We start from the raw sequence: 25798 nt of genomic DNA on the forward strand, positions 1-25798 counted from the left end.
GCCGTCGCTGCCCCTCAGCCGCATCAAGTCACAGCCACTCCTAACTGCCGAGCATCGAGCCCCCGCCTGGGGCACCGCGAAGGCCCCGCAAACCCTCATGGCCTTTACTTGAAAGTTCAAGGCCAGTAGGGTGTCCGCCATGAGCCAGAGCGGCCCGCGCCGTCCCCGCACCGGCCGGGGCATGACGACGCGGACGGTACGACCCCGGGGGCGCGCCGTCCGCATGGCGCTGCTCGCCCTGATCTTCGTCTTCCTGGCTCCCCTGTTCGGGATCGACGGGGCGACAGGTTCCGCTTCTGTCGGAACGGAAACCGAACGCCGCGCGACCGCGACCGCCACCGCCGTCTCCGTCGTGCCTCGGGCCGATTCCCCGGCCGAGGACCGCGGCTGCCACGACGGGCAGCCGACGGATCCGAGGGGCGAGGTGGTGCCGTGTCCCGACCCGCCGGGGTCGCACATCCCCAGGGCGACGTCCACGCCGCCGGCTCCTCCGCACGTCGTCCCGGCCCTCGCCGGAACCTCGCATCAGGACGTCACGTCGGTCGACCTGTACGGAATCCAGATCATCAGAACGTAGACGGGTCTCTCCACCCGCAAGCCGACAGCTCCCGACAGTGCCCGAGCGCTGGTCGGCGTTGCTTCGCTGCGCCTTCGGGAGCAGCAGCCTCACGTACGGCCTTCCCTACAGGAGAGACACCCATGTCCGTTTTCACCAGTAACAGCACACACACCAACGCCACGTCCCCGAACGACGCCACCGCCCTTCCCGCGCCTTCCCGGTCCGGCAGTGACCTCGGGCTCCTGCTGCTGCGCTGGACGGTCGGCCTGACCATGGCCGCCCACGGAACCCAGAAGCTCTTCGGCTGGTTCGACGGCGGCGGCCTGGACGGCGCCGCGGGATTCTTCGCGGGCAACGGTTACGAGGCCGCACACACCATGGCCGTGATCGCCGGGCTCACCGAGACCCTGTGCGGCCTCGGACTCGTCATGGGCCTGCTCACCCCGCTCGCCGCGGCGGGCGTCGTGGGCGTCATGCTCAACGTCGTCGCCGTCAAGTGGGGCGGCGGATTCTTCAGCCCCGCCGGCATCGAGTTCGAACTGCTGCTCCTCGCCGCCGCCGTGAGCCTGGCACTGACCGGACCCGGTAGGTTCGCGGCCGACCGGCTCCTCCCCGTACTGCGCGCACACCGGCTTTCCCACGGTGTCGCCGCCGTGGCACTCGGCGCCGTGACGGCCGGCATCGTTTTGGCGACCCTTCGCGCCTGAGATCCCCTAAGGGGTAAGGGGTCTTCTGGCGCAGCGCGGATCGGCGCCGGAAGACCCCCGAAGGTCCGCCGCGTGGGTCGTCCGCGTGCGTCCTCCGCAACGCCTGTCCCTATCCCTTTGGTCAAGCTGCCTGGGCCCCCGCTGCCCATGGCCATGGCTGGAACGGCCTTACGGGGCCTAACGAGTGACAGATCGTTCCCTCCACCCGTCGTTGGTGTTTACACAGCGGCGCACAGCTCAAGCTGGGTGCGGCCGGGCGCCAGGCTGCGCCGCATGGCCTCTCGCAGCGAGGGAACAGGAGACCCAGGCATGACGCAGGCGGCGGAGAACGCGACGGAGTCGGACCTTCCCGAGGAGTTGGTGGCCCTGCTGACCGGCCACCTTGATGTGCAGGCGGATGCCGGTGAGCTCTCCGGCAGGACGACGTTCGAGAGTCTCGGCCTGGACTCGCTGTCGCTGTTCGAGTTGGTGGTGGCGGCGGAGGAGGAGTACGGGATCGTCCTCCCCGAGAACACTCTGGACCTGCGCCCGTCCGCGACCCTGGGCGAGGCGGCTCGGGCGTTCGAGCATGCACGCTGAGATCGCGGTCACCGGACTGGGGCTGGTGACTCCGGCCGGGCACACGGCGGAGGCGAACTGGGCGGCCCTGTGCCGGGGGCGCTCGCTGACCGCGACGGACCCTGACCTGGCGGGGCTGCCGGTCGACTTCTCCTGCCGGGTGACGGACTTCGACGCCGAGAAGGAGCTGGGCCGGGCGTCGGCGCGGCGCCTGGACCGCTTCATCCAGTTCGCCCTCGTCGCCGCCCGGCGGGCCGTCGCCGACGCGGGTCTCGACCGTCGTACCTGGGAAGCGGAGCGGGTCGGTGTCGTACTGGGCGTGGGGTCGAACAGTTTGAGCTCCTACGTCACTGAGTTCGGGCACCTCGGCGCCGGGGTGCCGGAGCGGGTCTCGCCGCTCGCGCTGCCGCGCAGCGTGCCGAGCATGGCCGCGGGCGAGGTCGCCATTGACCTGGGCGTGCGCGGCCCCAACTTCACCACTGCCAGCGCCTGCGCGTCGGGCGCTACCGCGATCGGAGTCGCCAGGGACCTGCTGCGATCCGGTTCCTGCGACATCGTGCTGGCGGGCGGCAGCGAGTCGGCTCGCTCGCGCATGACGGCCACGTGCTTCACGCGGATGCGGGCACTGTCCCGGCGCAGGGCGGAACCGGCCCTGGCCAGCCGGCCGTTCGACGCGCAACGTGACGGCTTCGTCCTGGGTGAGGGCGCCGGCATCCTCGTCCTCGAACGCGCCTGCGCGGCTAGGGCCCGCCGGGCTCGCGTCCTGGCACTGCTGCGAGGTTACGGTGCCGGCGCCGACGCACACCATCCCGTAGCCCCGCACCCGCAGGGCGACGGCGCGGTTCACGCCATCCGCACCGCTCTCGCGGACGCCGGGTGCGGGCCGGGGGACGTCGGCCACGTCAACGCGCACGGTACGTCCACCCCGCTGAACGACGCGGCCGAGGCACGAGCCCTCACCCGCGTCTTCGGTGACGACGGGCCGCCGGTCACCGCGTCCAAGGGCGTGATCGGGCACGCCCTTGGGGCGTCCGGGGCGATTCAGGCGGCGTACACGGTTCTCGCGTTGCGCCATGCGGCTGTCCCTCCGGTGGCGAACTTCGAGGGCCAGGACGGAGACCACAAGCTGGACATCGTTGCCGGACATCCCCGCTCCACGCGCGGCGAGGCGGGGGTCAGTTGCTCCTTCGGCTTCGGCGGCCAGAACGCCGTTCTGTTGTTCACGGGTTCCTAGATGGACGCGGTGCGGCGCCGGGCCTGGCTGGTGGTGGTGAGCGCCCTGCTGGCGGCGGTGTGCGCGGGGACCCTGGCCCCGGTTGCCTTCTCGGCGCTGAGCACGGGCGGCGCGGTCGCGACGGACACGGAGGCGACGCGTGCCGGACGGCAGGCGGAACGGCTCGGCGTGCCCTCGCCCGATCTGCTGCTGGCCGTCTCACAGCGCACCGGCGGTGAACGCGGAGCCGCCGTCCGGGAAGGCACTGCGGCGATCACGGAAACGCTGGCCGGGCAGCGCGACGTCAAGACCGTGTGGTCGGCACAGACCACCGGTGACACATGGCTGCGCTCCAAGGACGGACGGACCCAGCTGGTCGCCGTGCGGCTGAAGGGCACGGAGAAGGAACGCAGACAGGTGGCGCCCGGTGTGGTGGCGGCGGCCCGCTCGGCAGCCCCGGGGATGCGGGTGGAGCCCAGCGGTGAGGTGTGGGCCAACCGGGAGATCGACGAGACCATCGAGCGCGATCTGGGCCGGGCCGAACTGCTGGCCGCGCCGGTACTCTTCATCGTCCTGGTCTTCGCCTACGGGTCCGTGGTGTCCGCGCTGCTGCCCGTCGTCGTGGCCGCGCTGGCCATCGGCTGCACCATCCCGGTCCTGGGCCTACTGGCTCAGGTGGCCGACGTGTCACGGGTCGCGGTGAACGCCGCCTCGGCGATCGGTTTCGGCCTGGCCGTCGACTACAGCCTCTTCCTGCTGGCCCGCGTACGGGAGGAGACCGGGCGGGGCGCGGACCTCCACACGGCGTTGGCGGCCGCCCGCCGCGCCAGCGGCCGTTCGATCGCATTCTCTGCCGCAGCCGTCACCGTATGCCTCGCCACCGCCTTGGTGGTGCCGGTGCCCATGCTGCGCGCACTGTCCCTGGCGGGCATGATCGTCACCGTACTGGCAGCGCTGGTCGCCCTGACCGTGCTGCCCGCCTGTCTGCGCCTGCTCGGCCCCCGGGCCCAGGCGTGGGACCCGCTGGTGCGGTGGCGGCGTGCCCGCACCGGGGACGTGAGTCGCTTCTGGCATCGCACGACGTCCACGGTGACCGCACGGCCCCTCCTGGCGGGCGGCCTGGCGGTGCTGCTCCTTGCCCTGCTGGCCCTGCCCTTCACCCACGCACAGCTCGGCGTTGTGGATGAACGCACGTTGCCTCCGACGGCTCCGGCCGCCGCCGCGGCCGAGCGCGTACGTGCCGAATTCACCGCGCCACCGGAGCGGCTCCTCACCGTGGTCGTCACCGGCCCGCGGGCGGCGGACGGCGGCCCGGCTTACGGCGACCGACTCACCCGTGTCCCGGGCATCACTGGCGTCCGCGTGGTGCGTGAGGCTCCGTCCGGTGAGGCCCTCGTGCTGCTGGCGGCCACGTCCGCCGCCCCCGGCACGCCGGAGGCGAACACAGTGGTGCGCACGGTACGACAAACCTCCGCCCCCGGAAGGGTGGCGGTGGGCGGGCGAGCCGCCGAGGTCGTCGACACGTCGGACGCCGTCCTCGGCGCCCTCCCGTGGTGCCTGTTTCTGCTGACGGTGGGGCTCCTGGCCCTCCTCGGTGCCTTCACCCGCACCCTGGTCGCCCCCCTGAAAGCCCTGATCGTGGCCGCCGCGAGCCTCGGGGCGAGCCTCGGCGCGCTCGTCGTTCTCTTCCAGGACGGCCACGGCAGCGCAGTACTCGGCCACTTCACGGCGACGGGAACGCTGGACGCCTCGATCCTGCTGTTCGTCCTGTTCATCACGCTCGCCCTGTCGGTGGACTACGAGGTCTTCCTGCTCGGCCGTATCCGGGAGGAGTACGACCGCTGCGGAGACAACCGCACCTCGATCATCGAGGGCGTCGCCCGCACCGGCCGGCTCATGACGTCCGCTGCGGCAGCCGTGGCGATTTCGACCGCGGCCATGGCCACCTCCCACGTCGCCCTGCTCAAGTTCATCGGCATCGGCGTCGCACTCGGCGCGCTCGTGGACGCCGTCTTGGTGCGCGGAGTCCTGGTGCCCGCCGTCATGGCGGCCCTCGGTCCCGCGAACTGGTGGGCTCCGGCCCGCATCAGGTCCCCGTTGTTGATCACTTCACCCGTGAAGAAAGGCGGAAGCTGATGCCGAAGCGTCAGGCGACGCATGACCGCACCCGGCAGTCGGAGGCCGCCGGCCCACGGGTGGTGGCGATCCAGACGGCTTTCCCGCCGTATCAATACCGGCAGGAGGAGATTCTGGCCGCCCTGGCCCGCACGACGCTGCTGGCGTCCGAGACGGGCGCTCTGGTACTCCGAAAGATCCACGCCAACTCGGGTGTGGAGACCCGCTCGCTGTCCCTGCCGTTGGACAAGCTCGTCGATCTCGCCCACCGGGAGGACTTCACCGAGCAGAACCGCATCTGGCTCGACACCGCCATGGATCTCGGGGAACAGGCACTGATCGGCGCGCTCCGCACCGCAGGCGTCCAGCCCGAGGAGGTCGACGCGGTGATCAGCACCACCGTCACCGGCCTTGCCGTGCCGTCGCTGGAGGCTCGGCTCGCCCACCGGGTCGGGCTACGGCCGGACGTCAAACGCATCCCGCTGTTCGGCAACGGCTGTGCCGGAGGCGCCGCAGGTCTGGCCCGGCTCCACGACTATCTACTGGCCCATCCCGGCCAAGTGGCCGTCCTGCTCGCCGTGGAACTGTGCACACTGGCGCACCAGCGCACGGACGGCTCCGTGGCGAACATCGTCGCCGGCAGCCTCTTCGGGGACGGTGCGGCCGCCGTCGTGGCCTTCGGAGCCCGGCGGGGCGGCTGCCCCGCCGCCGGGCCTGAACTGGTGGATACCCACAGCCTGCTGGTCCCCGGCACCGAGGACGTCCTCGGCTGGGACATCGGCTCCCACGGCTTCAGGATCCTGTTGTCGCCCGAGGTTCCGACGCTCACCGAGAAGCACTTGCCCACGGCCGTCCAAGGGCTCCTCGCGCGGCACGCACTGGCGCCGGACCAGATCACGAGCTGGATCATCCACGGTGGCGGACCGAAGGTCTTCACCGGTGTGCAGCGGGCCCTGGGCCTGCAGCCCGGCGCCTTGGACCTCACCCGGCGGTCCGTGGCCGAGCGGGGCAATCTCTCGTCCGTCTCCGTACTGGACATCCTGCACGCGGCCATGGAAACACCGCCCCCCGCGGACGCCCCTGGCCTGGTCGCCGCCATGGGGCCGGGGTTCGCCATCGAACTGGTCCTCCTCCGCTGGTAGGGGCCGCCCGCCGCCACCGAAAACCTGCCGACCGCCCTGACAAGAAAGGTGCCACGGACGGTGCCCGCCATGCCCGCAGACGTACGCATCCTGATCGACCTCGAACCGGTGGTCGCCGACGCTCTCGACACACATTTCCGGACCACCGTCGACTGGTACCCGCACCAGTACGTCCCGTGGGGCCAGGGCCGTGACTACGACGGTCTCCTCGAAGGAGAGCCGTGGGACTCCTCCCAGCAGAAACTGAAGGCGACCGCTCGGGACGGCCTTGTCTACATGCTGCTCACCGAAGAAAACCTGCCCAGTTACCACCGGGTGATCGGGGAAATGCTGTCGCTCGACGGCCCTTGGGGTGTCTGGGTCAATCGATGGACCATGGAAGAGGCCAGGCACGGCACCGCCATCCGTGACTACCTCGTGGTCACCCGCAGCGCCGATCCGGTGCTTCTGGAGGACGCCCGCGCCGCGCATGTGCAGCACGGCTACGAGATCGACTACCGCGGCGACCTCATCGCCTCTCTGGTCTACGTCACCATCCAGGAACTCGGCACCCGCGTCAGCTACCAGGGCATTCGCCGACTGTGCGACGAGCCGGTGTGCGGGGCTCTGATGCAGCGCATCGCCCACGACGAGAACCGGCACATGCTCTTCTACCGGACCGTCCTCCAGGCATGTATGCGCATGCACCCCGACCGAACGCTTCAGGCTGTGGCCACAGTCCTCAAGACATTCCGTCCACCCGGCCACGCCGCACCCGGCTTCGGCCGACTGGTCAGCTCCCTGGCCAGGTCGGGCATCCTCTCACCGGAGACCTACTACAAGGACATCGCCCTTCCCTTCGTCCGCATGCTCGGCGCTCTCGACACCTCCGGACTCACCCCGGTCGGACAGCACGCCCAAGAGGAGATCGCCGCGCACATGGACGAATCAGAGGACCGTGCCGGCAGATACCGCGCCCTGGCCGAACGCCTCAACCGGCTCGCGAACGCGTAAGACGCAGATTCCGCTGTCCGCGAGTGAGAAGGACGATCCGACATGGCCCTGGGGCGTAGCCGGACCCATATAGGCGGGCTATAGGCGGCGTTTGATGCCGTCCGGCAGCGTGATGATGGTCGTGTAATGGTGTGCGGGTCCGACGCTACTTGAGCATGTCGGCCGCCTCCACCCGGTGAAGGTGCATCACCACGTCGTGGGTCTTCGCGAGCCGGATCTGTGCGGCGTTGCCGTTCCAGGGGTAGCTGGCGCCGATGTTCTTGACGGTGCGTGACTCGGTGAGCCAGGTGCGGGCCGGGGCGGGGGTGTTGCGCAGGTCCACCATGAAGTCGCGGTGGCGTACCCGGTCCAGGGTGTGCTCGGAGGTGCCGGGTGCGGACGGGCCGACGGTGAAGCGGTGGACGCCGCCGTCCTGGCCCAAGGCGTTGAACGAGCCCTGGTCGAAGGTGAGGCCGACACTCAGGTAGTGGCGGCCCAACTGTTCGCGAAGGAAGTCGCCCTGGACCTTCGGATGTGTATTGGGGACGTACGTTTTGAGGGCGATGTGGCTGTTGTGGGCGGAGAGCAGGATCTTGTCGCCGGTCTTCCGCTGCCACCAGGTGACGTTCTGTGCCATGACCTGGTCGCGGTAGCGCATGGCGTCAAGGGTGTCCTGCGGGTTGTCCCAGTCAAAGGCGTACATGGTGGTCATCTGGTGGATCGCGGTGGCGTGCTGGACGGCCCAGGCGTGTCCGTCGGCGTCCTTGCCGGGCCGCTCTTTGAGCAGGTCCAGTGCGCGGCCGGTCCGTTTGGCGAGCTCCTTGCGTTCGGCCAGCGGCTTCGACAGGTAGTCATTGACGTACGTTTCGGCGTCGGTGGTGGGTCGCAGGCCCCGGTACAGCTCGGTGAGCCGCGGGCCGAGTTCGGGCCGGGCCGCGGCCGCGTAGGCGTTCACCTTGTCGTACAACTCGGCTCCGGCGAACCCGTTGTCGTCGCCGACGAAGCGGAGGGGGTCCTTGGGGTGCTTGACGTTGTACGCGCGCATCCACTGGAGCAGATCGCGGTACTCGGCGTTGTTCCAGAACTGGTAGGTGCCCTGGAACTCCTCGTCCATGATCTGCTTCAAGTCGCCCTCGCCGCGGGTGAGGTAGGCGTCGAGCCGCAGTCCGGTGCTCCAGGGGGCTTCGAGGGCGAAGGCCCGGAAGCCCTTCTTCTCGACCAGGTACCGCAAGACTCGGTGCTTGAGGGTGAAGAACTCGTGCGAGCCGTGGGTGGCCTCGCCCAGGCCCACCACCCGGGCGTCGCCAACCATCCGGCCGAACGGGCCGAGGTCGGCCAGGCCACCGCGCGGCTCGGTGGTGCGCAGTGGGTGGGCCACCCGGTCAAGGGCCGCCTCCGGGGAGCGGAAGGCGGCGGGCACGGCTTTATGCGGGCTGGCGGGCGCGGCGGCGTCGGCGGAGACCGATGCGGCGGCGGAGGCGGGCGGAGTGGCAGCGGAGGCGGCCGGGACGACGGCCAGGGCGGCACCGAGCGGGACGAGGAGGGCGGCGAGCAGGGCCTTGTGTGTTCTCATGCGCCCAACTCTTGCCGGGCGGGCATGCCTTGGACCATCCAGTGCGCCCCCCAAACCACCCGGGAGTTAGCTCCACCCATTCAGAGACGGAAACCAGGACCCTGGTCCTGCTCTTGGTCCTGGTCCTGGTCCTGGTCCTGGTCCCGGTCCCGGTCCTGGTCCTGGTCCTCCAGGATGGGTGGCCCAGCGCCGCCGTGAGGGGTGCGTAGACGGTGGAGGGCAGGCCACCCGCCAGAGTGACGACAGTCAGCAAGCCCGGCGATCGCCGAGACGAGCAGGGTGGCCGAGAACGCGGCTGTCGTCGTTCCGGCCGACCAGCCGGTAGAGGCGGTGCCCAGGTCGGTCACGAGCCGCAGCAGCCGCCCGCCGGGGCCTGTTCGGCAGGGGCTCCGGCCGGGGCGGGGGCGCCGAGCTGGACGGGCTGCGGCACGGGCGCGCAGCAGCCGCCGTCCTCGGCCTGAGCGGTGTCGGGGGTGTCGAAGAGGCCGGCGCCGCCGCACACTCCGGTCTCGGGCAGGGTGAGTTCGACGCGGTCGGCCGAGTCGAGGTCGCCGGCGATGGCGGCTGCGACGGAGCGGACCTGCTCGTAACCGGTCATGGCCAGGAACGTGGGGGCGCGGCCGTAGGACTTCATGCCGACCAGGTACACGCCCTGTTCGGGGTGGGAGAGCTCGCGGTGGCCGTGGGGGTAGACGGTGCCGCAGGAGTGCTGGTTGGGGTCGATGAGGGGCGCCAGGTCGACCGGTGCCTGGAGGCGCTCGTCGAGGTCCAGGCGCAGCTCGGAGAGGAAGGACAGGTTCGGGCGGAAGCCGGTCAGGACGATGACCTCGTCGACCGGGTCCAGGCGGCGCCCGTCGTCGCCGATCAGGATGAGGCGGCCGTAGGCGTCGGGCTCGATCGCCTCGGTGCGGAAGCCGGTGACCGCGTCCGCGTGGCCTTCGTCGACGGCGGCCTCGGCGGTGAGGCCGAGGGCGCCGCGTGCCGGGAGCTGGTCGGCTTCTCCGCCGCCGAAGGTGGAGCCGGAGATGCCCCGGCGGAGTACCCACACTCCCTTCGTTCCCGCGCCGTCGTCGGACGTGGCGAGGTCGGCGAGGTAGGCAAGGGCGGTGAAGGCGGAGGCGCCGGAGCCGATGACGGCGGTGCGCTTGCCGGCGTAGCGGGCGCGGACGGTGGGGTCCTTGAGGTCGGGGACGCGGTAGGTGATGCGGTCGCTCGCCGTCTTCTCGCCGAGGGCGGGAAGTCCGTTGCCGCCGGCCGTTCCTGGCGTGGCCCAGGTGCCGGAGGCGTCGATGATCGCGCGGGCGAAGAGGCGCTCCTCGCGGCCGTCGGCGCCGGTGACGTGTACGACGAACGGCTGCTGCTCACGGTCGGCGCCCACGCTGCGGTCCCGGCCCTTGCGCGAGACGCCGGTGACGGTGGCGTTGAGGCGGACGTGGTCGCCGAGGGCTTCGGCGAGCGGCTGGAGGTAGAGGTCGGCCCAGTCGCCGCCGGAGGGGTAGGTGGCCGGGTCGGGTCGCATCCAGCCGGTGGGGGAGAGGAGCTTTTCGGCGGCCGGGTCGACCACCTCGCCCCAGGTGGAGAACAACCGGACGTGCGACCACTCGCGCACCGCGGTGCCGGCGGTGGGCCCGGCCTCCAGGACGAGGGGCTCGATGCCCTGGTCGATGAGGTGGGCTGCGGCGGCGAGGCCGATGGGTCCGGCTCCGATCACGACGACGGGCAGCTCGGTGGTGGCGGGCGCGGTCACGGCGACTCCTTGCGTGTTTCGACATCTGTCGATGGCTTGTGCAGTCAGGGTGGCACCTGATTCGACACACGTCAACATAGACAGATGTCGATGCTAGGGGGCTGTTCGTGCAGCGCGTCGACGCAGTGGTGATCGGGGGCGTCGGATGGGCCGGGCGGCTCGTGGCCGCCCGGCCTGCGGCGGCCCTACGCTGTTCTCGCCTGCCGGGTTCCGCGCCCTGTCGGAGCTACGTCCGCAAGGCGCCGGCCGCCGCCGGACTCTGAACATCCCCGGCCGCCGCCGGACTCTGAACATCCCCGGAGGGGGCCCGGCTGCCGGACGCCCCTCCCTCTCTGCTTCGACATGTGTCAACATAGATGCATGTCGAATGCCAAGGCGCTGCTGCTCGAACCCGACGGTCAGGGCGTCGTGCCATGCTGCCCGCCGCTGACCGAACGCCCGATGAATGCCGAAGAGGCCGAGCGCGCCGCGCGGATGTTCAAGGCGCTCGGTGACCCCGTGCGGCTGCGGCTGTTCTCCGCTGTCGCCTCGCACGAGGGCGGCGAGGCGTGTGTGTGCGACATCTCTGATGTCGGCGTATCCCAGCCCACGGTGTCCCACCACCTGAAGAAGCTGAAGGAGGCGGGGCTGCTCACCTCCGAGCGGCGCGGCACATGGGTCTACTACCGGGTTGAACCGTCTGTGCTGGCCGCGATGAGCAAGCTGCTGACCACCACGCCAGCCACGGCCTGACAGTCAGCAGGGCTGTTGTCAGTGCAGAAGATCTGCGATCCGCCGTGCCGCCTCCCGCGCCGGGCGCCCGACGCCGATGAGGGTCGCGGAGGCGGGACCGGTCCAGTCGCCATAGCCGAGCAGGTGCAACCGGGGCTCGCCGAGAGCACGCGTGCCGTCAGTGGCGATGTGCCCGCGTGTGCCGCGTAGGTTCAGCGGGGCGAGATGAGCCAGAGCGGGTCGGAAGCCGGTACACCAGATCACCGCATCAGCGTCGGTGTGGCTGCCGTCGGACCACCGGACGCCGTCCGTGGTGAGGTTGGAGAACATCGGCTTCGCGTTGAGGAGCCCGGCGTCGCGGGCGGCGCGGACGGGCGGGACGGCGACGATGTCGCCGAGCGAGGCCACCCCTCCGCTGTCGATGCGGCCCTCCTCAAGCGCGCGGCGGCGGGCGGTGGCGACATCGAACAGGGCGCGGCCGTCGATGTCATCGGCGAGGAAGCGGGGCGGGCGCTGGGTCACCCAGGTCACCTCGACGTGGCTGTCCAGGGCGAGGTCGGCGGCGATCTGAGCGCCGGAGTTGCCGCCGCCGACCACGACGACACGCTGCCCGGCGAAGTCGGTCGGCGAGCGGTAGTTCACCGTGTGCAGCTGCCGCCCGGCGAAGAGGCCGCGGCCGGAGGCGGCGGGGACGGCGGGGACGAAGGGCCGCGACCAGCTGCCCGTCGCGCCGATGGCTGCCCGGGCCCGCCAGCTGCCGGTATCCCCTTCGATCAGGAGCCGGTTGCCGTCACGGCGTACGGCCTTCACGCGGGTCCCGTGCTGGACGGGCAGGTCGTAGCGCTTCTCGTAGTCGGTGAGGTAGTCGACCACATGCCCGGCGTCCGGGTACGTCTCGCCGCGCTGGGCGGGCATGAGGCGGCCGGGCAGCGAGGAGTGCTCCGCTGGGGAGAACAGGTGCAGGGAGTCCCACATGTGCTGCCAGGCCCCGCCCGGCGCCGGATCGGCGTCCAGGATGACGAAGTCGAGACCCTGGCGGCGCAGGTGGTAGCCGGCGGCGAGCCCTGCCTGACCGCCGCCGACCACCATCACATCCGTGTGCATCACGTCCGTGTACTGGGTCACCGTGCCGTCGTCACCGCGTCGGCTGCGAACTTCCTGCGCCAGGCGAGTGCGACGTACACCAGGCCGATCAGGACGGGTACTTCGATGAGCGGTCCGACGACTCCGGACAGCGCCTGCCCGGAGGTGACGCCGAAGGTCGCGATGGCTACCGCGATGGCCAGTTCGAAGTTGTTGCCCGCTGCGGTGAACGCCAGCGTCGTGGTGCGGTCGTAGGCCAGCCCGAGGCCCTTGCCGAGGAGGAAGGTGCCGAAGAACATGATCGCGAAGTAGACCAGCAGCGGCAGCGCGATGCGGGCCACGTCCAGCGGCTGCGAGGTGATGGTCTTGCCCTGCAGGGCGAAGAGGATGACGATCGTGAACAGCAGCCCGTAGAGCGCCCACGGGCCGATCTTCGGCAGGAACTTCGCCTCGTAGTTCTCGTGGCCCATCCTCTGTTCGCCGAGGCGGCGGGTGAGGAAGCCGGCCAGCAGCGGGATGCCGAGGAAGATGACGACGTTCAGCGCGATGTGCCAGACGGACACGTCCAGCCCCTGGCCGTCGCCGAGGTTCATCCAGCGCGGCAGCAGGTCGAGGTAGAACCAGCCGAGCAGGCCGAACGCGAGTACCTGGAAGACGCTGTTGAGCGCGACGAGTACGGCTGCGGCCTCGCGGTCGCCGCAGGCGAGGTCGTTCCAGATGATGACCATGGCGATGCAGCGGGCAAGGCCGACGATGATCAGGCCGGTGCGGTACTCGGGAAGGTCCGGCAGGAAGATCCACGCGAGGGCGAACATGACCGCGGGGCCGACGATCCAGTTGATGACCAGCGACGAGACCAGCAGCTTGCGGTCGCTGGTGACCCGGTCGAGCTTGTCGTAGCGGACCTTGGCCAGGACCGGGTACATCATGACCAGCAGGCCGAGCGCGATCGGCAGGGAGATCCCGCCGATCTCGATCTTCGCGAGCGCGTCGTTCATGCCCGGGACGAGGCGGCCCAGGCCGAGACCGAGGGCCATGGCGAGCAGGATCCACACCGCGAGGTAGCGGTCGAGGGTGGAGAGCTTCCTGACGATCGAGTCGTCCCCGGCCGGGCCGGTGCCCTGAGGGGAGGCGGTGGTGGGCTCGGTGGAGGTCACGGGCAGGCCCTCTTGTTCTCGGCGGCACTGCGCGCGGAGGCGGCCAGGGCGGCGAACTGCTCGGACAAGCCGGCCAGAACCTCGGGCTTGAGCTTGTAGTACGTGAAGCGGCCGCACGGCTCGGTCTCCACCAGCCCGGCTTCGCGCAGCACCTTCAGGTGGTTGGACAGGTTGGTCTGCTTGGCTCCGGTCTCCTCGACCAGGTGCGTCGTGCAGAGCGTCTCGCGCGCCAGCAGGGTCACGATCTTCAGGCGGAGCGGATCGCCCAGTACCCGGATCACGTCAGGATCGACTGAAGTCAGCATGCGCTGATACTCTCACATCACCACCCGCTGATACCAGCGAGGGCTGAAGTCATTGGCGGCTGGGTTCCGCCATGCGACGAGAGAGAACATTCACCATGGCCGACAAGCCGTCCGTCCTTTTCGTCTGCGTCCACAACGCCGGCCGCTCCCAGATGGCCGCCGCGTGGCTGACCCACCTGGCCGGAGACCGCGTCGAGGTCCGCTCCGCCGGCTCCGCCCCCGGCGACCAGGTCAACCCGGCCGCCGTCGAGGCCATGGGCGAGGTCGGCATCGACATCTCCAACGAGACGCCGAAGATCCTCACGCTCGACGCGGTGAAGGAGTCCGACGTGTGCATCACCATGGGCTGCGGTGACACCTGCCCCGTCTTCCCCGGCAAGCGTTACCTGGACTGGCAGCTCGAGGACCCGGCCGGCCAGGGCGTCGAGGCCGTCCGCCCGATCCGCGACGAGATCAAGACGTTGGTCGAGGGACTGATCGCCGAGATCGCCCCGGCGGAGCCGGAGGCGACGGGCTGAGCGAGATACGCCACGCGAAGCCTGGGGCGACGACGTGAGCCGCGACCGGGGCATCGTCGTGGCCGGAGGCGGCGACACCGCACCGGCGCGGCCGCGGCACTGAATGCTGAGTGCTACTTGACTGCGCGGCAATCGGCATAGCCCGAGCGGACGCCGGAGCCGGACGCCGTGCTCATGCGCAGCGGTCTGTGGCGGTTTTCGGGTCCGGATGACCGTGTTAGGTGACCAGGGTCCACGCGTCGATGTCCCGATAGCGCCGCGGGCCTGAGTGGCCTCTTACCGTGCTGCCGACCAGGTGGAGGCGTTCGGTGCGCCAAGGGCGGCCGGCGAAGCCGTCGAGACAGGCGGCCGCAGCCGTTACGGACGCGTTGTCGTAGCGGCGAGCGCGGGCCAGCGTGAGGTGGGGGCGCAGCGGACGTTCGGCGAAGTCGACGTCGCAGTCCCTGACCCGCGCCCGTACCGCTTCGGCCAGCTCGTGCAGTTGGTCGAGATCGCCCTCGATGCCACTCCACAGCACTCGCTCGTCGAAGTGTCCACCGCCGAGCAACGCCAGTTCGACGGAGGGGCGGGTAGCCGCCAGGTCGGCGAGGGGTGAACGAAGCCGCTGAACGTCCCGCACCGGCAGCTCGCCCAGGAAAGCCAGGGTGATGTGCCAGTCCTCGATGCGGTTCCAGCGCAAGTCGGGGTAGGTGGCATAGGCCGGGCTCAGCGCGTGCGCCAGCTCCTTCTTCGCATCGTCGGGCGGCGCGAGGGCGATGAACGCGTGCTGGGTGGCGGTCTGGGGTGGCTCGGTCACGGACGTCTTCATACCTCATGCGTCCGCGGGGCCGAAGCCTGGCGGTGCTGCGGGGGTGCCCCGGTCTGTGCTTGGTGTCGAGCCAGCAGGCCGGTAGCGGTCACCGCCGTCGTACGGCGGACCAGGTCGGTGAAGTCCACGCGCATGGCTGCCAGTTCGGGGTCGGAGGCGTAGACCGCGAGCATCGCGTCCGTGGGGCGGCTGCACTGCCAGGCGCTCATGGCCATCAACAGGGTCGTTTCCGCCAGTGCGGCGGCACCCTCGGGGCCGAGTTCGGGCAGGTGGCGCAGGGTGAGGTGGACCAGGCTCTGCAGTGATTCACGGGCGGCATGTTTGTGGCGGATGCCGGCCTCGGTGGAGATGTTGTGCTCCAGCACCGCGCCTTGCGCGCTGAGCAGGTCGCACAGGATGGGCCGCTGCGTCATCGAGGTGGCGAGCAGGTCGGCGAGAGCGTCTCCGCGTTCTCGCGTTGTGCCCTGGCCGCCCGCCTGCGCTCGGTCCAGCTCGGTGATCCAGTCCTGGATTTCGGTGTCGAGCAGGTCGAGCAGCACTGCTTCGCGTGATTCGAAGTAGCGGAGGACGTTCGCCTTGGCCAGGCCAACGCGGCGGCTCAGTTCGTTGAGGCTCAGCTTCGCGACCGGCATCTCGGTCAGCATCGCGGCCGCGGTGGCCAGGATCTGGCGCCGCCGCTGGTTGCGCTGTTCGTCGGTGCGGGCTCGTTGGAAGGTCACAGTCCTCATGTTACAAACCGGCGGTACGTTGATTAGAGACCGGCGGTCCGTTACCGTAGGGCGAGACAAGATACCGGCAGTCCTTAATGGAGTTCCCTCATGTATCAGGTTCCTGACCAGCACGGAAAGCTCGTCGTGGTGACCGGCGCGAACAGTGGCACCGGCAAGGAGGCCGCCAAGCGGCTGGCCGGCGCCGGAGCCCACGTCCTGCTCGCGGTGCGCACACCGGCCAAGGGCGAGCAGGCCCGCAACGAAATCCTCGCCGCGCACCCCGGCGCCCGGGTCGAGGTCCGCCGCCTGGACCTGGCCGACCTGACGTCGGTGCGCGAGTTCACCGACGTCTTGGCCGCCGACGGCAGGCCAGTGGACCTGCTGCTGAACAACGCCGGCGTCATGAACGTGCCCCGGCGCACGGAGACCGCCGACGGCTTCGAGCTGCAACTGGGCAGCAACTTCCTCGGCCCCTTCGCTCTCACCGTCCAGCTCCTGCCCCTGCTCCTGGCCGCGCCCGCCCCGCGGGTGGCCACGATGAGCAGCGGCACCGCCCACAGGGCCCGCATCGACTTCGACGATCTGCAGTCCAGCCGCGACTACAGCCCCACCCGGGCCTACGCTCAGTCCAAGCTCGCCGACTTGCTGATGACGATCCATCTCGCCGAGCTCGCCACGCAGCACGAGTGGCCTCTGCTGTCGGCGGGCGCCCACCCCGGCTACACCCGCACCAACTTGATGACCTCCGGCCCCACCCTGAACGGCGGCCGGCCCGGCCTGCTGGAATCGCTTCTGTACAAGATCGTTCCGTCTCAGGGGCCGGAGCAGGGTGCAGAACCCCTGCTGTACGCGGCCACCAGCCCCGGCGCCAGCGCGGGAGGCTACTACGGCCCGCGCTGGGCGATGGTCGGTCCGACCAAGCCCATCGCCCTGCCACGCAGTGCCCAGGACAAGACCATCGCCGCACGCCTGTGGACCGAGGCGGAACGCCTCACCGGGGCATTCACTCCCGCATAACCGTTCCGTGCACTCATGCCGGACCCGAAGGCCGGAGGCCCCATTGCGGAGCCACGAAAAAGGTAGGCGTCACCTGACCGACGGGCCCGCGCGGCGATGGCGACGCGCCACGAGAGTTGCTGTCGCGAGCCCCACGAACGCCGCGCCCGTCCAGTACCCCGCCCCCATGTGGTGCTGGAACATCGTGGTGAAGAGCGCCCCTCCCGCGAAACCACCCAGGGACTCACCGACGGTCGCGCTGACCTGACGGAAGTTGAAGACCTCCACCATCGGCCGGTCGCCGCCGAGCTGTGCGTAAGCGGTGCTCACCATGGGCGAGAACATCATCTCGGCGGTGGCGACCCCCCCCACGGCGAGGAACGTGAGAGCAACCGACGCTCCCGGGACCGCGAGGAGGAGGAAGGGCAGGGCGAAGACGCCGATGCTCGCGCACAGGACGGCCCACGGCGCGCGCCCCCGACCGAGCGCACGGTTGGTCAGCCGGGTGACCAGCACCTGCCCGGCGACGATGACGATGGCGTTCACCGTGTAGTAGGCGCCGCGCACCGTGGGGGAGTCGGTGACATGCGTGACGTGGATGGCTTAGGCGGAGAAGAACTGGCCGTACATGACGCGCCAGTGCGCCGTGTACACCGACTCGTGCCGGTCGTTGCCCCAGGTGAGAGCAGGTCGGCTTCGGCGGTCACGGCGGCCGGTGCGATGTCGTCGGGGATGTCCATCAGCCGCTGGAGCCTGCTGCCGGTGGCGTGCGGCCCGCAGGCGTCGCAGGCGCAGTTGTCGCGCAGCCGCATGCTGTGCAGGGTGGTGCGGTGGCCGTCGCTCCACGTGATGCGGACGGCCGCTGCGTCGAAGGACGCGCTGTGCTGTCCGGGCCCGCTTCTGGTTCAGCGGCGGGCCGGGCGGGCGCAGCGTACGTTGCCGGAGGTGATCGCGTCTTGGGGCAGGTTGAGGCCGAAGGCCCGTTCCAGGCCTTCGAAGAACAGGGCGATGTTGTCTGTCCAGTTGGCCGCCTTTTCCGCGATGCGTAGGTGGAGGTTGAGGAAAGACAGCGGTGCTTCCGGGGCGAATGGTGCCTCGCCCGGGGTGTACCAGATGAGCTCGTACATGTCCCGCTGGTCTTCGGCGCCGTCCTCGATCGGCAAGGGGTTCTGGTACACCCCGTCCTTGACGTAGTCGAAGGTGTAGATGGCCTTGGCCATGGTCGCGCGGAGCGTGATCTGCTGCTCGGGAGGCGGGTCGAGGGAGCGCGAGAAGGCATGGTCGAAGTCGTGGTAGCCCAGCCACGTCCAGCCGTTCTCCTCCCCGAAGGCCAGCACGCGGGTGAGGTCGTCGGTGCCCTCCCGTGCGTCCCGCTCCTGGACCTGGTGGAGCAGCAGCCCGTCGGCGATGTCCTGCGCGTCGGCCCCGTAGGCCAGGGCGACCTCCTCGGCGGGCAGTCCCCTGATGAACACGAGTTCCGTGAAGGGATGTTGGTCGCGCCAACTGCCGGCGATCCACGCCACGCCGTCGCCCACCGGGCCCTGGCGGGCGAGGAACTCCTCGAACGCGGCCACCTGCTTAGGGGGCATGTAACCCTGGCGGGCCGTGCGCGCCCTGTCCTCCAGCCAGTCGAGCTCCGCCACGGACCTCAGTTCGGCCACGACCACCCGGTCCCGTACGAAGGTCATGCGTCCCCCGTCAGCGTGCACGTACCGGATGTAGGGGCCCTGCGGGTCCGGGCCGAACGGGTGCCCCTGCCCCGAACCGGATCGGGGCCGGTGCCGCCCGTCACCGGGGGCCCGTTGGGCGAAGTGTTCCAGCTCGGCGAGATCCGCCGCGGGCAGGAGCACACTCGTCGGCTCGCCGCCGTCGATGACACACACCCGCTCCCCGGTCTCCTCGACACGAGTGACGAGACCCGCCAAGTCCGCTATGGCGTCGTTGAGTTCAACGTTATCCATACGAGGGGACCTTACTGGCCGCGATGCGGCGGCGAGGCCAGTGCCCCCACCCCCTTCCATCGCTCAAACCGGGTCACCACCGGGCTCGCAGCACGCCGTCGCTGTCCGGCAGGACGGCGCAGAGCAGCGGGTGGCGTTCGTCGAGGTACAGGGGCAGGGCGCAGGCCGCCCGCGCGTCGGCCACCAGGGCGGCGAGCTGCTGGAACTCGGTATCGTCGACGATCGCGTGTCTGATCGTCCCGTCCTGCGCCTCCCAGACGAACTCCACGGAGTCCTCCTCGGGCAGCGCGGCGAGGACCGCGTCGACGTCGGAGGTCAGGTCGGGCCAGACGGTCAGGAGAGCTCGTGGCCCGAGACCGGCGCGCACGGTGGCGAGGTTCTCCGGCGTGAGACGGTGCCAGCGTGCGGCGTTGCGGACGTAGGTCTCCTCCAGGAGCAGCGTCTGCCGTGAGGCCAGCTGCGCGCGCACGCGCGCCCAGAAGTCCTCGTCGGCGGCCTCCGTCACTTCCCGTTCCTCAAGTTCCGCCGCGTAGGGCGAGGCGGTCAGTGGTTCCGGGAAGAGGCCGAGCTTCCGTGTACGGGCCACGGCATCCGTGCAGCGCCGGTCGCTTCCTACGTACACGTACTGGTCCCATCCGACGTGCACGGTGAACACGTCCCCCGCCTCCAGCCGACACCAGGCGCCTTGATCGCGGAGCATCGCCCGCACCAGTTCCAGAGCCACGGGAAGGGAGACCTCGGCCCCGTCGTGGTAACCGGTGAGGTCGGGCGGGAAGAGCCCGCTCAGACCGTGTCCTTCTACGGGCGGCTCCACGCCGAAGTGGACGAAGCCGGTCACCGAGGGCTCACGGATCTCCAGCCGGTCGATGCCCGAGGCCTCGGCGAAGGCCGCGACCGCCGCCAGGTACGCCGCTTCTACCGGACCGTGGTCGCTGACCGTCTCCTCGACCCCGGTGTAGTGCCCACGCTCGTCGCGGTCGGCAGGGTCGTACTTGGTGATGCGGTGGACAAAGGACGGCGGCACGGTGTTCCCTCCAGTACTGGGTATCAGTTGCTGAGGTCGAACACCCCCCATGCGGTGAACGGCTCGGCCTGGACGTAGATTCTGCTTCCTCGGCCGACGACCCGTCGGCGGCCGGGGGCAGACCCATCGGGCAGGGTGAGCAGGCCGACCTCCTTTGGCTCGACGGACATCTCGGTGAGCTTTCCGTGGGCGAGTCGGTCCCGCTCCTGGCCGTAGCCGCCGTGGAAGGCGACCCGCTCGCCATGGACGGCCACCGCATGTGCGCCTCGTACGCGGTTCGCCCACACCCTCACGGGCCTGTCGAGGCGGTCGGGGCGTATCTCGACGAGCGGGAAGTCCGTGTAGGGGCACGCCCAGGCGGCGGTCCCCGACACGTTCAGGGCGTAGCAGTCGAAGAGGCCGGGGATGCGGGCACCGTCCGACGTCCAGGCGAGCCGGCCCGTGGCGCTCCAGCGGCGGATGCCGACCGGGTTCTCGTCGAAGTGCCCGACCCAGATATGGCCGGCCTCGTCGACGAGCAGGTGCTCGATGGCGTCCCCGACGGAGAAGGACGTGGTCTCGCGCCCGAGCGCGTCGAAGATCTGGACCTGGTTCGCGTCCTCGTACCGCTGGGCGCGCGACGCGGCGACGACGAACCCGCCGTCCGGCAGGCGGTCCAGGTGCGGCCAGCGGGCTCGCACGGCGCTCAGCTCGGTGAGTTCGACGTCACCGCTCGGATGAACGGAGACGACCAGCGCGTCGAAGGGCAGAACATCGCCGCCGGGCTGCGGAGCGCGTTCGGTAAGCAGCCAGTGGGCGGCGCCGAAGACGTCGACGGTACTGGTCAGGCCGTGGCGGTCGTGGTGCGATCGGGGGAGGTGGGCGTACGGGACGAGGGCGGTCTTCTGCACGGGAGGGCTCTCCTGGGTGGGCGGTCACGGCCATCGGGCGCTGCGGTGAGCGGTGGGCGGAGGCGCGCGAGCGGCGGAGAGCGGATCGGGGCGCCTAGAGGGCATGGCCCTTTCTGGTCGTCATGCGGTGATCATCGTCGACGTCCGACCTCATGACAAACCCTTTTCAGCGCACCGCCACCATTGATCGAGTACTGCGAAAGCCGCTCCCGAGAGGCTCTGCTGATCCGCGAGCGGCGCAGGTACTGCTCGCGCACCGCACGAATCGCCTCCTCCACCTCTGGGCCCACCGATCGTCGGCCCGAGGCGCTCCGGCCCGGCGGCCGTCGACCAGCCCGGCCGGCCCCAACTCGCGGCAGTCCGCCGCCGTCCGACCCAGGGTTCGCTCGCCCACCCCCGATCAGCCCGGCTTCCTGACCTCCTCCATGCACCGGGGTGTGCCTGACCCGTGTCCGTCCGCTCCAGGTCAGGCCGGGGGCGGTGCGGCGGAGGTCGTGCCGGAGGCTGCCGCGCGCTGTTCGAGGCCGCCGAGGATGAGCGCGAGGCCCTCCTCGAAAGCCTCTTCGTGATCGAGTACGGGGACGTCGTCCGGCAGGTCTTCGTCGCCGGGTGAGCCCGCGTCCGCCTGTTCCTCCAGTACGCAGCCGACGGTGAAGCGGCCGGCGGCCAGCATCGCCATCTGCGCGTCACGCTCGGGCACGCCGGAGGTGACCAGGAACGCCATCTTGTGGCGGATGCGGTCGAGGTCTCCGGTCGGAGAGCTGCCGGCGTGCAGTCGTGCGCCGTCGCGGCGCATCAGCAGCGTGCGGCGGAAGCTGCGCGAGTTCTCCAGGAACCACGCGCGCCAGTCGTCCTCGGAGGAGGGCAGTGGGGCGGCGGCGTGCGGGGCCATGGCCGCCTCGGCCATGGCGGCAAGGAGGTCCCTCTTGGTCTTGAAGTGGTAGTAGAGCGACGGCTGTTCGACACCGAGACGCCCGGCGAGCCGCCGGGTGCTCACGGATTCCAGGCCCACCTCGTCCAGCAGATCCAGTGCCTCTACGACGACGGTCTCACGGTTCATCTTGGTCACGTTGACATTCTATCGGTGATAGGCGACTGTCGAGCAGAATCAATCACTGATAGATTCTGGGGTGGTCGGACATGACGGGCAAGATCGCCAAGCGTTCGATGCGGATCCTCGTCGCCGGGGGAGGCGTCGCCGGGCAGGCGCTGGCCTTCTGGCTCACCCGCGGCGGTCACCGCGTGACGGTCGTCGAGCGCTATCCGGCACCGCGCGCGACGGGCGCGCAGGTCGACCTGCGGGGGCAGGGCATCGAGGCAGTCGAGCGCATGGGGCTGCTGGCGACGGTGCGCAGTCAACTCGTGGACGAGCCGGGCGTCGTCTTCGTCGACTCCCGCGGCAGGCCGAGAGCGACGATCATGGCGAACACCTCTGGAAAGGGCCGCCAGACCCTGACCTCGGAGTACGAGATCATGCGCGGCGACCTCGTGCGCATCCTGCACGAGGCGACCAAGGACGACACCGAGTACGTCTTCGGCAAGAGCGTCGACGGCTTCGACCAGGACGCAGAGCGGGTCAAGGCCCACTTCTCGGACGGCACCCGCGGCGAGTTCGACCTGCTGATCGGCGCCGACGGGCAAGGGTCGCGCATCCGCCGGGCGCTGCTGCCGGAAGGCGTCGACCCGTACTGGCGCATGGGCATCCACATGGCCTACTGGTTCGTGCCGCGCACCGCCGCCGACAGCAACTTCCGTGACACCTGCATCGTCCCGGGCGGCCGACAGATCATGCGGCGCAGCCACAACGCGACCGAGACGCAGGTGTATTTCGTGATGCGCGAGGAATCGGCGCAGGCGTCCGCGGTCCACCGTGCACCCGTCGAGGAGCAGCAGCAGTTCTGGGCCGAGCGGTTCCGGGACGCCGGGTGGCAGACCGACCGCTTCATCGAGGGCATGCGGGACAGCCCGTTCTTCTACTCGCAGGAGGTCGCCCAGGTGCGGATCGACAACTGGTCCAAGGGCCGGGTAGTCCTGGCCGGTGACGCCGCGCACTGCGCCTCCCCCTACAGCGGCATGGGCATCTCCGGCGGACTCGTCGGCGCGTACGTCCTGGCCGGGGAGATCAATGGGCACAAGGGCGACCTGTCGACCGCGCTGGCGAACTACGACCGCGTGCTGCGGCCCTTCGTCGACGAGATCCAGGGCGAGGTCGACCCCCGCCTCCTGCGTGTGGGGATGCCCAGGAACAAACACGCCGTCAGCGCCTTCCAGAACGCCGCCGCGCTGGCCTGCTTCTTCCGCATCCCCGACCTGGTCGCGCGGTTCTCCAGGGAGGACCGCGGCGGCCCTTGGCGGCTGCCTGCCTACGCCGACGTCCACGCGGCCTGAGCCGTCCCTGCGGCGCGCTCGGGTGCGCGAACGTGGGCCGGTGAGTGGGCAGTAGCGGCCGGAGGCCTTGTCCCTCGGTGCAGGCGCCGTGTCACGCAGGTACTGCTCCTGCAGTACGGGCGGGTGTCTGCAGGAGCGGGACGACGTGGCCGCCGACGTTGCCGACGATGGAGCCGAGTCCGCGGACCCTCAGCGCCGACGACGGGCGCGGCACGGCCACGGCACCCCCCTCTGTCCTCCTCCACTCTTTCCTCCTCTACGACTGGAGTGCCTCGTCATGGCTTCCCTGCTCTACCGGCTCGGCCGAATGTCCTTCCGGCAGCGCCGCTACTTCGCGCTCCTATGGGTGGCGATCCTGGCGGCCTGCTCCTTAGCCGCGCTCAGCGCCCCGGCCGCCGAGGAGGACGGGTTCTCCATTCCGGGCACCGAGTCGCAGAAGGCGTTCGACCTCCTCGACGAGCGCTTCCCCGGCGACAACGCAGAGGGTGCGGACGCACGTATCGTCTTCGCCGCACCCGACGGGCAGAAAGTGACCGCCCGTGAGAACCGGGCGGTTGTCGAGCGAGTCGTGGACACCGTGGCGCGCGGCCCCCAGGTGAAGGACACCTCGAACCCCTTCACTTCACAAGCCGTCAGCAAGGACGCCACCACCGCGTTCGCGACCGTCACCTACTCCGTCTCCAGCGACGACCTGAGCGAGGCCACGTCCGCCGCGCTCATGGACGCCGTCCAGGACGGCCGCGCTGCTGGCCCGCCGCGGGCGCCCGCGCCTGACCGTGATCATCACTACCGCGTGCACCGCCGTCCTCGGTGCCATGGGGCCCGCCTACGGATACGAGTTCGGCTCGGCCCTCACCGGCCCCGTCATGGCGGCACTCGCCTCACTGGCCTGGCACACCGACAGCCGCACCGCCGCCCGCTACACCGCCGGCTGCGCCCTGACCCTGCTGGCCGCCTCCGCCCTGTGGCCGCCGCACGGCCCCCAGTTGGAGCCCGAACAGGTGGGACTGGCCGCCTTCACCCTCGTCGCCCCGGCAGTGGCCGACTCCCTGCGCAGCCGCCGCGACTACGTCACCGCCGTGGAGGCACGCGCGGAGATGGCCGTACGCACCCGCGAGGAAGAAGCCCGCCGACGCGTGGGCGACGAACGGATGCGCATCGCCCGCGAACTGCACGACGTCGTGGCCCACCACATCACGCTCGCCCACGCCCGAGCCGCCACGGCCGACTACCTGCTGGCCAGCCGACCCGCCACGGCGCAGCAGGTCATGCACAACCTCACCGACACCCTCAACGCGGCACTGGGCGAACTGCGATCGACCGTGGGCCTCCTGCGCGAACGCGACGAACCCTCCGGCCCGTCGAGCGAGCCCGCCCCCGGCTTGGCGCAACTGCCGGATCTGGTCGCCTCGTTCGGCCTGATCGGCCTCACCGTCACCCTCACCCAGGACGGTGCCGCGCAGCCGCTGTCACCCGGCGCCGACCTCACCGCTTACCGCATCGCGCAAGAAGCGCTCACCAACGTCTCCAAACACGCCCTGACCACCACGGCCGCCGTACACGTGCACTACAGCGACAGCCTGCTGGTCCTGACGGTCACCGACGACGGCCCGCCCGTACAGGTCCGCGGCACCGCCGGCTACGGCCTCATCGGCATGCGTGAACGGGCCCATGCCCTCGGCGGACACCTGCAAGCCCACCCCCGCGACAACACCGGATTCGAGGTGCGGGCCGAGCTGCCCACCCTCACGTCGCCAGGTCACCCGCCCGCCCATGACAAGGACACCCCATGACCATCCGCGTGCTGCTGGCTGACGACCAAGCACTCCTCGCCGCAACCTTCCAGGTCCTCATCGACGCCACGGACGACCTCGAAGTCGTCGCCACCGCGGCCGACGGCGACCAGGCCTTACGCCTGACCCGCACCACTGCACCGGACGTCGTGGTCATGGACATCCGCATGCCCCACCAGGACGGGCTGTCCGCCGCCGCGCACATCACCGCCGACCCCCGCCTGTCCGGCACTCGCGTCCTGATCCTGACCACTTTCGAAACCGACGACTACATCACCCGCGCCCTGCGCGCGGGCGTCAGCGGCTTCCTCGGCAAAGGAGTCGGCCCCGCCGAATTCCTCGCCGCCATCCGCACCGTGGCGGCCGGCGACATGGTGCTCTCCCCGCTGGCCACCCACACCGTGGTCACCCGCTACCTCGCGGCTTCCAGCCCTGAACGCCCCCACGCCACCCCGCGCGACATGGACCACCTCACCCCCCGCGAACAGGAGGTCCTGCTCTGCGCGGCAGAGGGGCTCACCAATGACGAGATCGCCGATCGCCTGCACGTCAGCCTGTTCACCGTACGCACCTTCGTCCAACGCATCATGCACAAACTCGGCGCTCACCACCGCGCCCAACTAGTCGCCCTCGCCTACCGAACCGGCTTCGCCCGCATGCCCCAGCCGCCCCCCGCTCGCCCCCTCGCCGAACGCGGTTGCTGAAGCAGGGGGCAGGGCTGTTGCTGGTGGCGGCCTCGGGGACGATGTTCCCGCCCGCCACAGACCGGTCCGCTGCAGCTTCTGCCCCTCGTGCTCGGTCAGCCCTCGTACCCGAACTGGCTGGCGCCGCCCTGCCTCCCCGCGTCGACCGGACATGCCGTCACATC

The 25798-nt window shown here is 70.3% G+C and carries 26 protein-coding genes and 2 pseudogenes; 14 read left to right on the forward strand and 14 right to left on the reverse strand.

Annotated elements, in window-relative coordinates; genetic code table 11:
- Positions 1-139 precede the first annotated feature (139 nt).
- From ACZ56E_RS05045 to ACZ56E_RS05075, 7 genes are all read left to right on the forward strand, one after another.
- Complete coding sequence (locus ACZ56E_RS05045) at positions 140-577, forward strand: hypothetical protein (RefSeq protein ID WP_471211116.1); 438 nt, start codon at positions 140-142, stop codon at positions 575-577.
- 122 nt (positions 578-699) lie between these two features.
- Complete coding sequence (locus ACZ56E_RS05050) at positions 700-1266, forward strand: DoxX family protein (RefSeq protein WP_471211117.1); 567 nt, start codon at positions 700-702, stop codon at positions 1264-1266.
- A 309-nt stretch (positions 1267-1575) separates the two neighbouring features.
- Positions 1576-1845, forward strand: a complete 270-nt coding sequence (locus ACZ56E_RS05055; protein ID WP_468611246.1) for an acyl carrier protein — start codon at positions 1576-1578, stop codon at positions 1843-1845.
- A complete protein-coding gene (locus ACZ56E_RS05060; RefSeq protein ID WP_471211120.1) occupies positions 1835-3058 on the forward strand; it encodes a beta-ketoacyl-[acyl-carrier-protein] synthase family protein in 1224 nt (407 codons plus the stop codon). Before ACZ56E_RS05055 ends, ACZ56E_RS05060 begins: the two co-directional genes overlap by 11 nt.
- Entirely contained in the window at positions 3059-5173 is a 2115-nt protein-coding gene (locus ACZ56E_RS05065) for an MMPL family transporter (protein WP_471211122.1), read from the forward strand. It abuts the gene before it with no gap.
- Positions 5173-6294: a type III polyketide synthase gene (locus tag ACZ56E_RS05070; protein WP_471211125.1), complete on the forward strand. Its 1122-nt coding sequence runs from the start codon at positions 5173-5175 to the stop codon at positions 6292-6294. Before ACZ56E_RS05065 ends, ACZ56E_RS05070 begins: the two co-directional genes overlap by 1 nt.
- A gap of 69 nt (positions 6295-6363) precedes the next feature.
- Positions 6364-7287 (forward strand): acyl-ACP desaturase, encoded by a 924-nt coding sequence (locus ACZ56E_RS05075; protein ID WP_471211127.1) that lies wholly within the window; start codon positions 6364-6366, stop codon positions 7285-7287.
- Positions 7288-7432: 145 nt separating this feature from the next.
- On the opposite strand, the gene ACZ56E_RS05080 is transcribed toward ACZ56E_RS05075, so the two are convergent.
- Together ACZ56E_RS05080 and ACZ56E_RS05085 are read right to left on the reverse strand one after the other, a co-directional pair.
- Positions 7433-8839, reverse strand: coding sequence for an erythromycin esterase family protein (locus ACZ56E_RS05080; RefSeq protein ID WP_471211129.1), 1407 nt, complete (start codon positions 8837-8839; stop codon positions 7433-7435).
- A 343-nt stretch (positions 8840-9182) separates the two neighbouring features.
- On the reverse strand, positions 9183-10586 hold the full coding sequence (locus ACZ56E_RS05085; protein ID WP_471211130.1) for an NAD(P)-binding domain-containing protein: 1404 nt from the start codon (positions 10584-10586) through the stop codon (positions 9183-9185).
- Positions 10587-10946: 360 nt separating this feature from the next.
- Between ACZ56E_RS05085 and ACZ56E_RS05090 the strand changes: the two genes are divergently transcribed.
- Positions 10947-11318 carry an ArsR/SmtB family transcription factor gene (locus tag ACZ56E_RS05090; RefSeq protein ID WP_471211131.1) on the forward strand — a complete coding sequence of 124 codons (372 nt, stop codon included), beginning with the start codon at positions 10947-10949 and terminating at the stop codon, positions 11316-11318.
- Between the two features lie 18 nt (positions 11319-11336).
- Here ACZ56E_RS05090 and ACZ56E_RS05095 read toward each other — a convergent pair whose 3' ends face one another.
- From ACZ56E_RS05095 to ACZ56E_RS05105, 3 genes are read right to left on the reverse strand one after another with little or no spacing between them, the layout of a single operon-like run.
- The gene (locus ACZ56E_RS05095; protein ID WP_471211559.1) at positions 11337-12401 is read right to left on the reverse strand and encodes an ArsO family NAD(P)H-dependent flavin-containing monooxygenase; all 1065 of its coding nucleotides are present in this window, start codon (positions 12399-12401) and stop codon (positions 11337-11339) included.
- A 17-nt stretch (positions 12402-12418) separates the two neighbouring features.
- Entirely contained in the window at positions 12419-13537 is a 1119-nt protein-coding gene (gene arsB, locus ACZ56E_RS05100; protein ID WP_471211133.1) for an ACR3 family arsenite efflux transporter, read from the reverse strand.
- Positions 13534-13842 (reverse strand): ArsR/SmtB family transcription factor, encoded by a 309-nt coding sequence (locus ACZ56E_RS05105; protein ID WP_471211136.1) that lies wholly within the window; start codon positions 13840-13842, stop codon positions 13534-13536. The genes arsB and ACZ56E_RS05105 overlap by 4 nt, the downstream gene beginning before the upstream one ends.
- A gap of 95 nt (positions 13843-13937) precedes the next feature.
- Here ACZ56E_RS05105 and ACZ56E_RS05110 point away from each other — a divergent pair, with 95 nt between their 5' ends.
- Positions 13938-14360, forward strand: a complete 423-nt coding sequence (locus ACZ56E_RS05110) for an arsenate reductase ArsC (RefSeq protein ID WP_471211138.1) — start codon at positions 13938-13940, stop codon at positions 14358-14360.
- 217 nt (positions 14361-14577) lie between these two features.
- Here ACZ56E_RS05110 and thpR read toward each other — a convergent pair whose 3' ends face one another.
- Positions 14578-15168, reverse strand: a complete 591-nt coding sequence (thpR, locus tag ACZ56E_RS05115) for an RNA 2',3'-cyclic phosphodiesterase (protein ID WP_471211141.1) — start codon at positions 15166-15168, stop codon at positions 14578-14580.
- Positions 15165-15896, reverse strand: a complete 732-nt coding sequence (locus ACZ56E_RS05120) for a TetR/AcrR family transcriptional regulator (protein ID WP_471211143.1) — start codon at positions 15894-15896, stop codon at positions 15165-15167. Before ACZ56E_RS05120 ends, thpR begins: the two co-directional genes overlap by 4 nt.
- A gap of 90 nt (positions 15897-15986) precedes the next feature.
- On the opposite strand from ACZ56E_RS05120, the gene ACZ56E_RS05125 reads away from it, so the two are divergent.
- Positions 15987-16895 (forward strand): SDR family oxidoreductase, encoded by a 909-nt coding sequence (locus ACZ56E_RS05125; protein WP_471211145.1) that lies wholly within the window; start codon positions 15987-15989, stop codon positions 16893-16895.
- Between the two features lie 69 nt (positions 16896-16964).
- Here the strand turns inward: ACZ56E_RS05125 and ACZ56E_RS05130 are convergent, their stop codons facing one another.
- The 6 genes and pseudogenes from ACZ56E_RS05130 to ACZ56E_RS05155 all read right to left on the reverse strand — a co-directional run bounded on the left by ACZ56E_RS05130 (position 16965) and on the right by ACZ56E_RS05155 (position 21809).
- Positions 16965-17441, reverse strand: a complete 477-nt coding sequence (locus ACZ56E_RS05130) for an MFS transporter (RefSeq protein ID WP_471211148.1) — start codon at positions 17439-17441, stop codon at positions 16965-16967.
- A pseudogene (locus tag ACZ56E_RS05135) lies at positions 17417-17731 on the reverse strand (gamma-butyrobetaine hydroxylase-like domain-containing protein); the annotation flags it as partial. The pseudogene ACZ56E_RS05135 and the gene ACZ56E_RS05130, both read right to left, overlap by 25 nt.
- 48 nt (positions 17732-17779) lie before the next feature.
- Complete coding sequence (locus ACZ56E_RS05140) at positions 17780-18835, reverse strand: type II toxin-antitoxin system Phd/YefM family antitoxin (protein WP_471211150.1); 1056 nt, start codon at positions 18833-18835, stop codon at positions 17780-17782.
- Positions 18836-18908: 73 nt separating this feature from the next.
- Entirely contained in the window at positions 18909-19859 is a 951-nt protein-coding gene (locus ACZ56E_RS05145; RefSeq protein ID WP_471211152.1) for an RNA-binding protein, read from the reverse strand.
- A gap of 23 nt (positions 19860-19882) precedes the next feature.
- Complete coding sequence (locus ACZ56E_RS05150) at positions 19883-20749, reverse strand: hypothetical protein (protein ID WP_471211154.1); 867 nt, start codon at positions 20747-20749, stop codon at positions 19883-19885.
- Between the two features lie 466 nt (positions 20750-21215).
- On the reverse strand, positions 21216-21809 hold the full coding sequence (locus ACZ56E_RS05155; protein WP_471211561.1) for a TetR/AcrR family transcriptional regulator C-terminal domain-containing protein: 594 nt from the start codon (positions 21807-21809) through the stop codon (positions 21216-21218).
- Between the two features lie 80 nt (positions 21810-21889).
- Between ACZ56E_RS05155 and ACZ56E_RS05160 the strand changes: the two genes are divergently transcribed.
- Positions 21890-23137: an FAD-dependent monooxygenase gene (locus tag ACZ56E_RS05160; RefSeq protein ID WP_471211156.1), complete on the forward strand. Its 1248-nt coding sequence runs from the start codon at positions 21890-21892 to the stop codon at positions 23135-23137.
- A 91-nt stretch (positions 23138-23228) separates the two neighbouring features.
- On the opposite strand, the gene ACZ56E_RS05165 is transcribed toward ACZ56E_RS05160, so the two are convergent.
- Positions 23229-23357 carry a hypothetical protein gene (locus ACZ56E_RS05165; protein WP_471211158.1) on the reverse strand — a complete coding sequence of 43 codons (129 nt, stop codon included), beginning with the start codon at positions 23355-23357 and terminating at the stop codon, positions 23229-23231.
- 87 nt (positions 23358-23444) lie between these two features.
- Here ACZ56E_RS05165 and ACZ56E_RS05170 point away from each other — a divergent pair.
- From ACZ56E_RS05170 to ACZ56E_RS05180, 3 genes and pseudogenes are all read left to right on the forward strand, one after another.
- Positions 23445-23867: pseudogene (locus tag ACZ56E_RS05170) on the forward strand (MMPL family transporter); the annotation flags it as partial.
- 46 nt (positions 23868-23913) lie between these two features.
- A complete protein-coding gene (locus ACZ56E_RS05175) occupies positions 23914-24930 on the forward strand; it encodes a sensor histidine kinase (protein WP_471211160.1) in 1017 nt (338 codons plus the stop codon).
- The gene (locus ACZ56E_RS05180) at positions 24927-25634 is read left to right on the forward strand and encodes a response regulator transcription factor (protein ID WP_471211163.1); all 708 of its coding nucleotides are present in this window, start codon (positions 24927-24929) and stop codon (positions 25632-25634) included. The genes ACZ56E_RS05175 and ACZ56E_RS05180 overlap by 4 nt, the downstream gene beginning before the upstream one ends.
- The last annotated feature ends 164 nt before the right edge of the window (positions 25635-25798 follow it).

This window comes from Streptomyces sp. NPDC039480 (assembly GCF_055597165.1).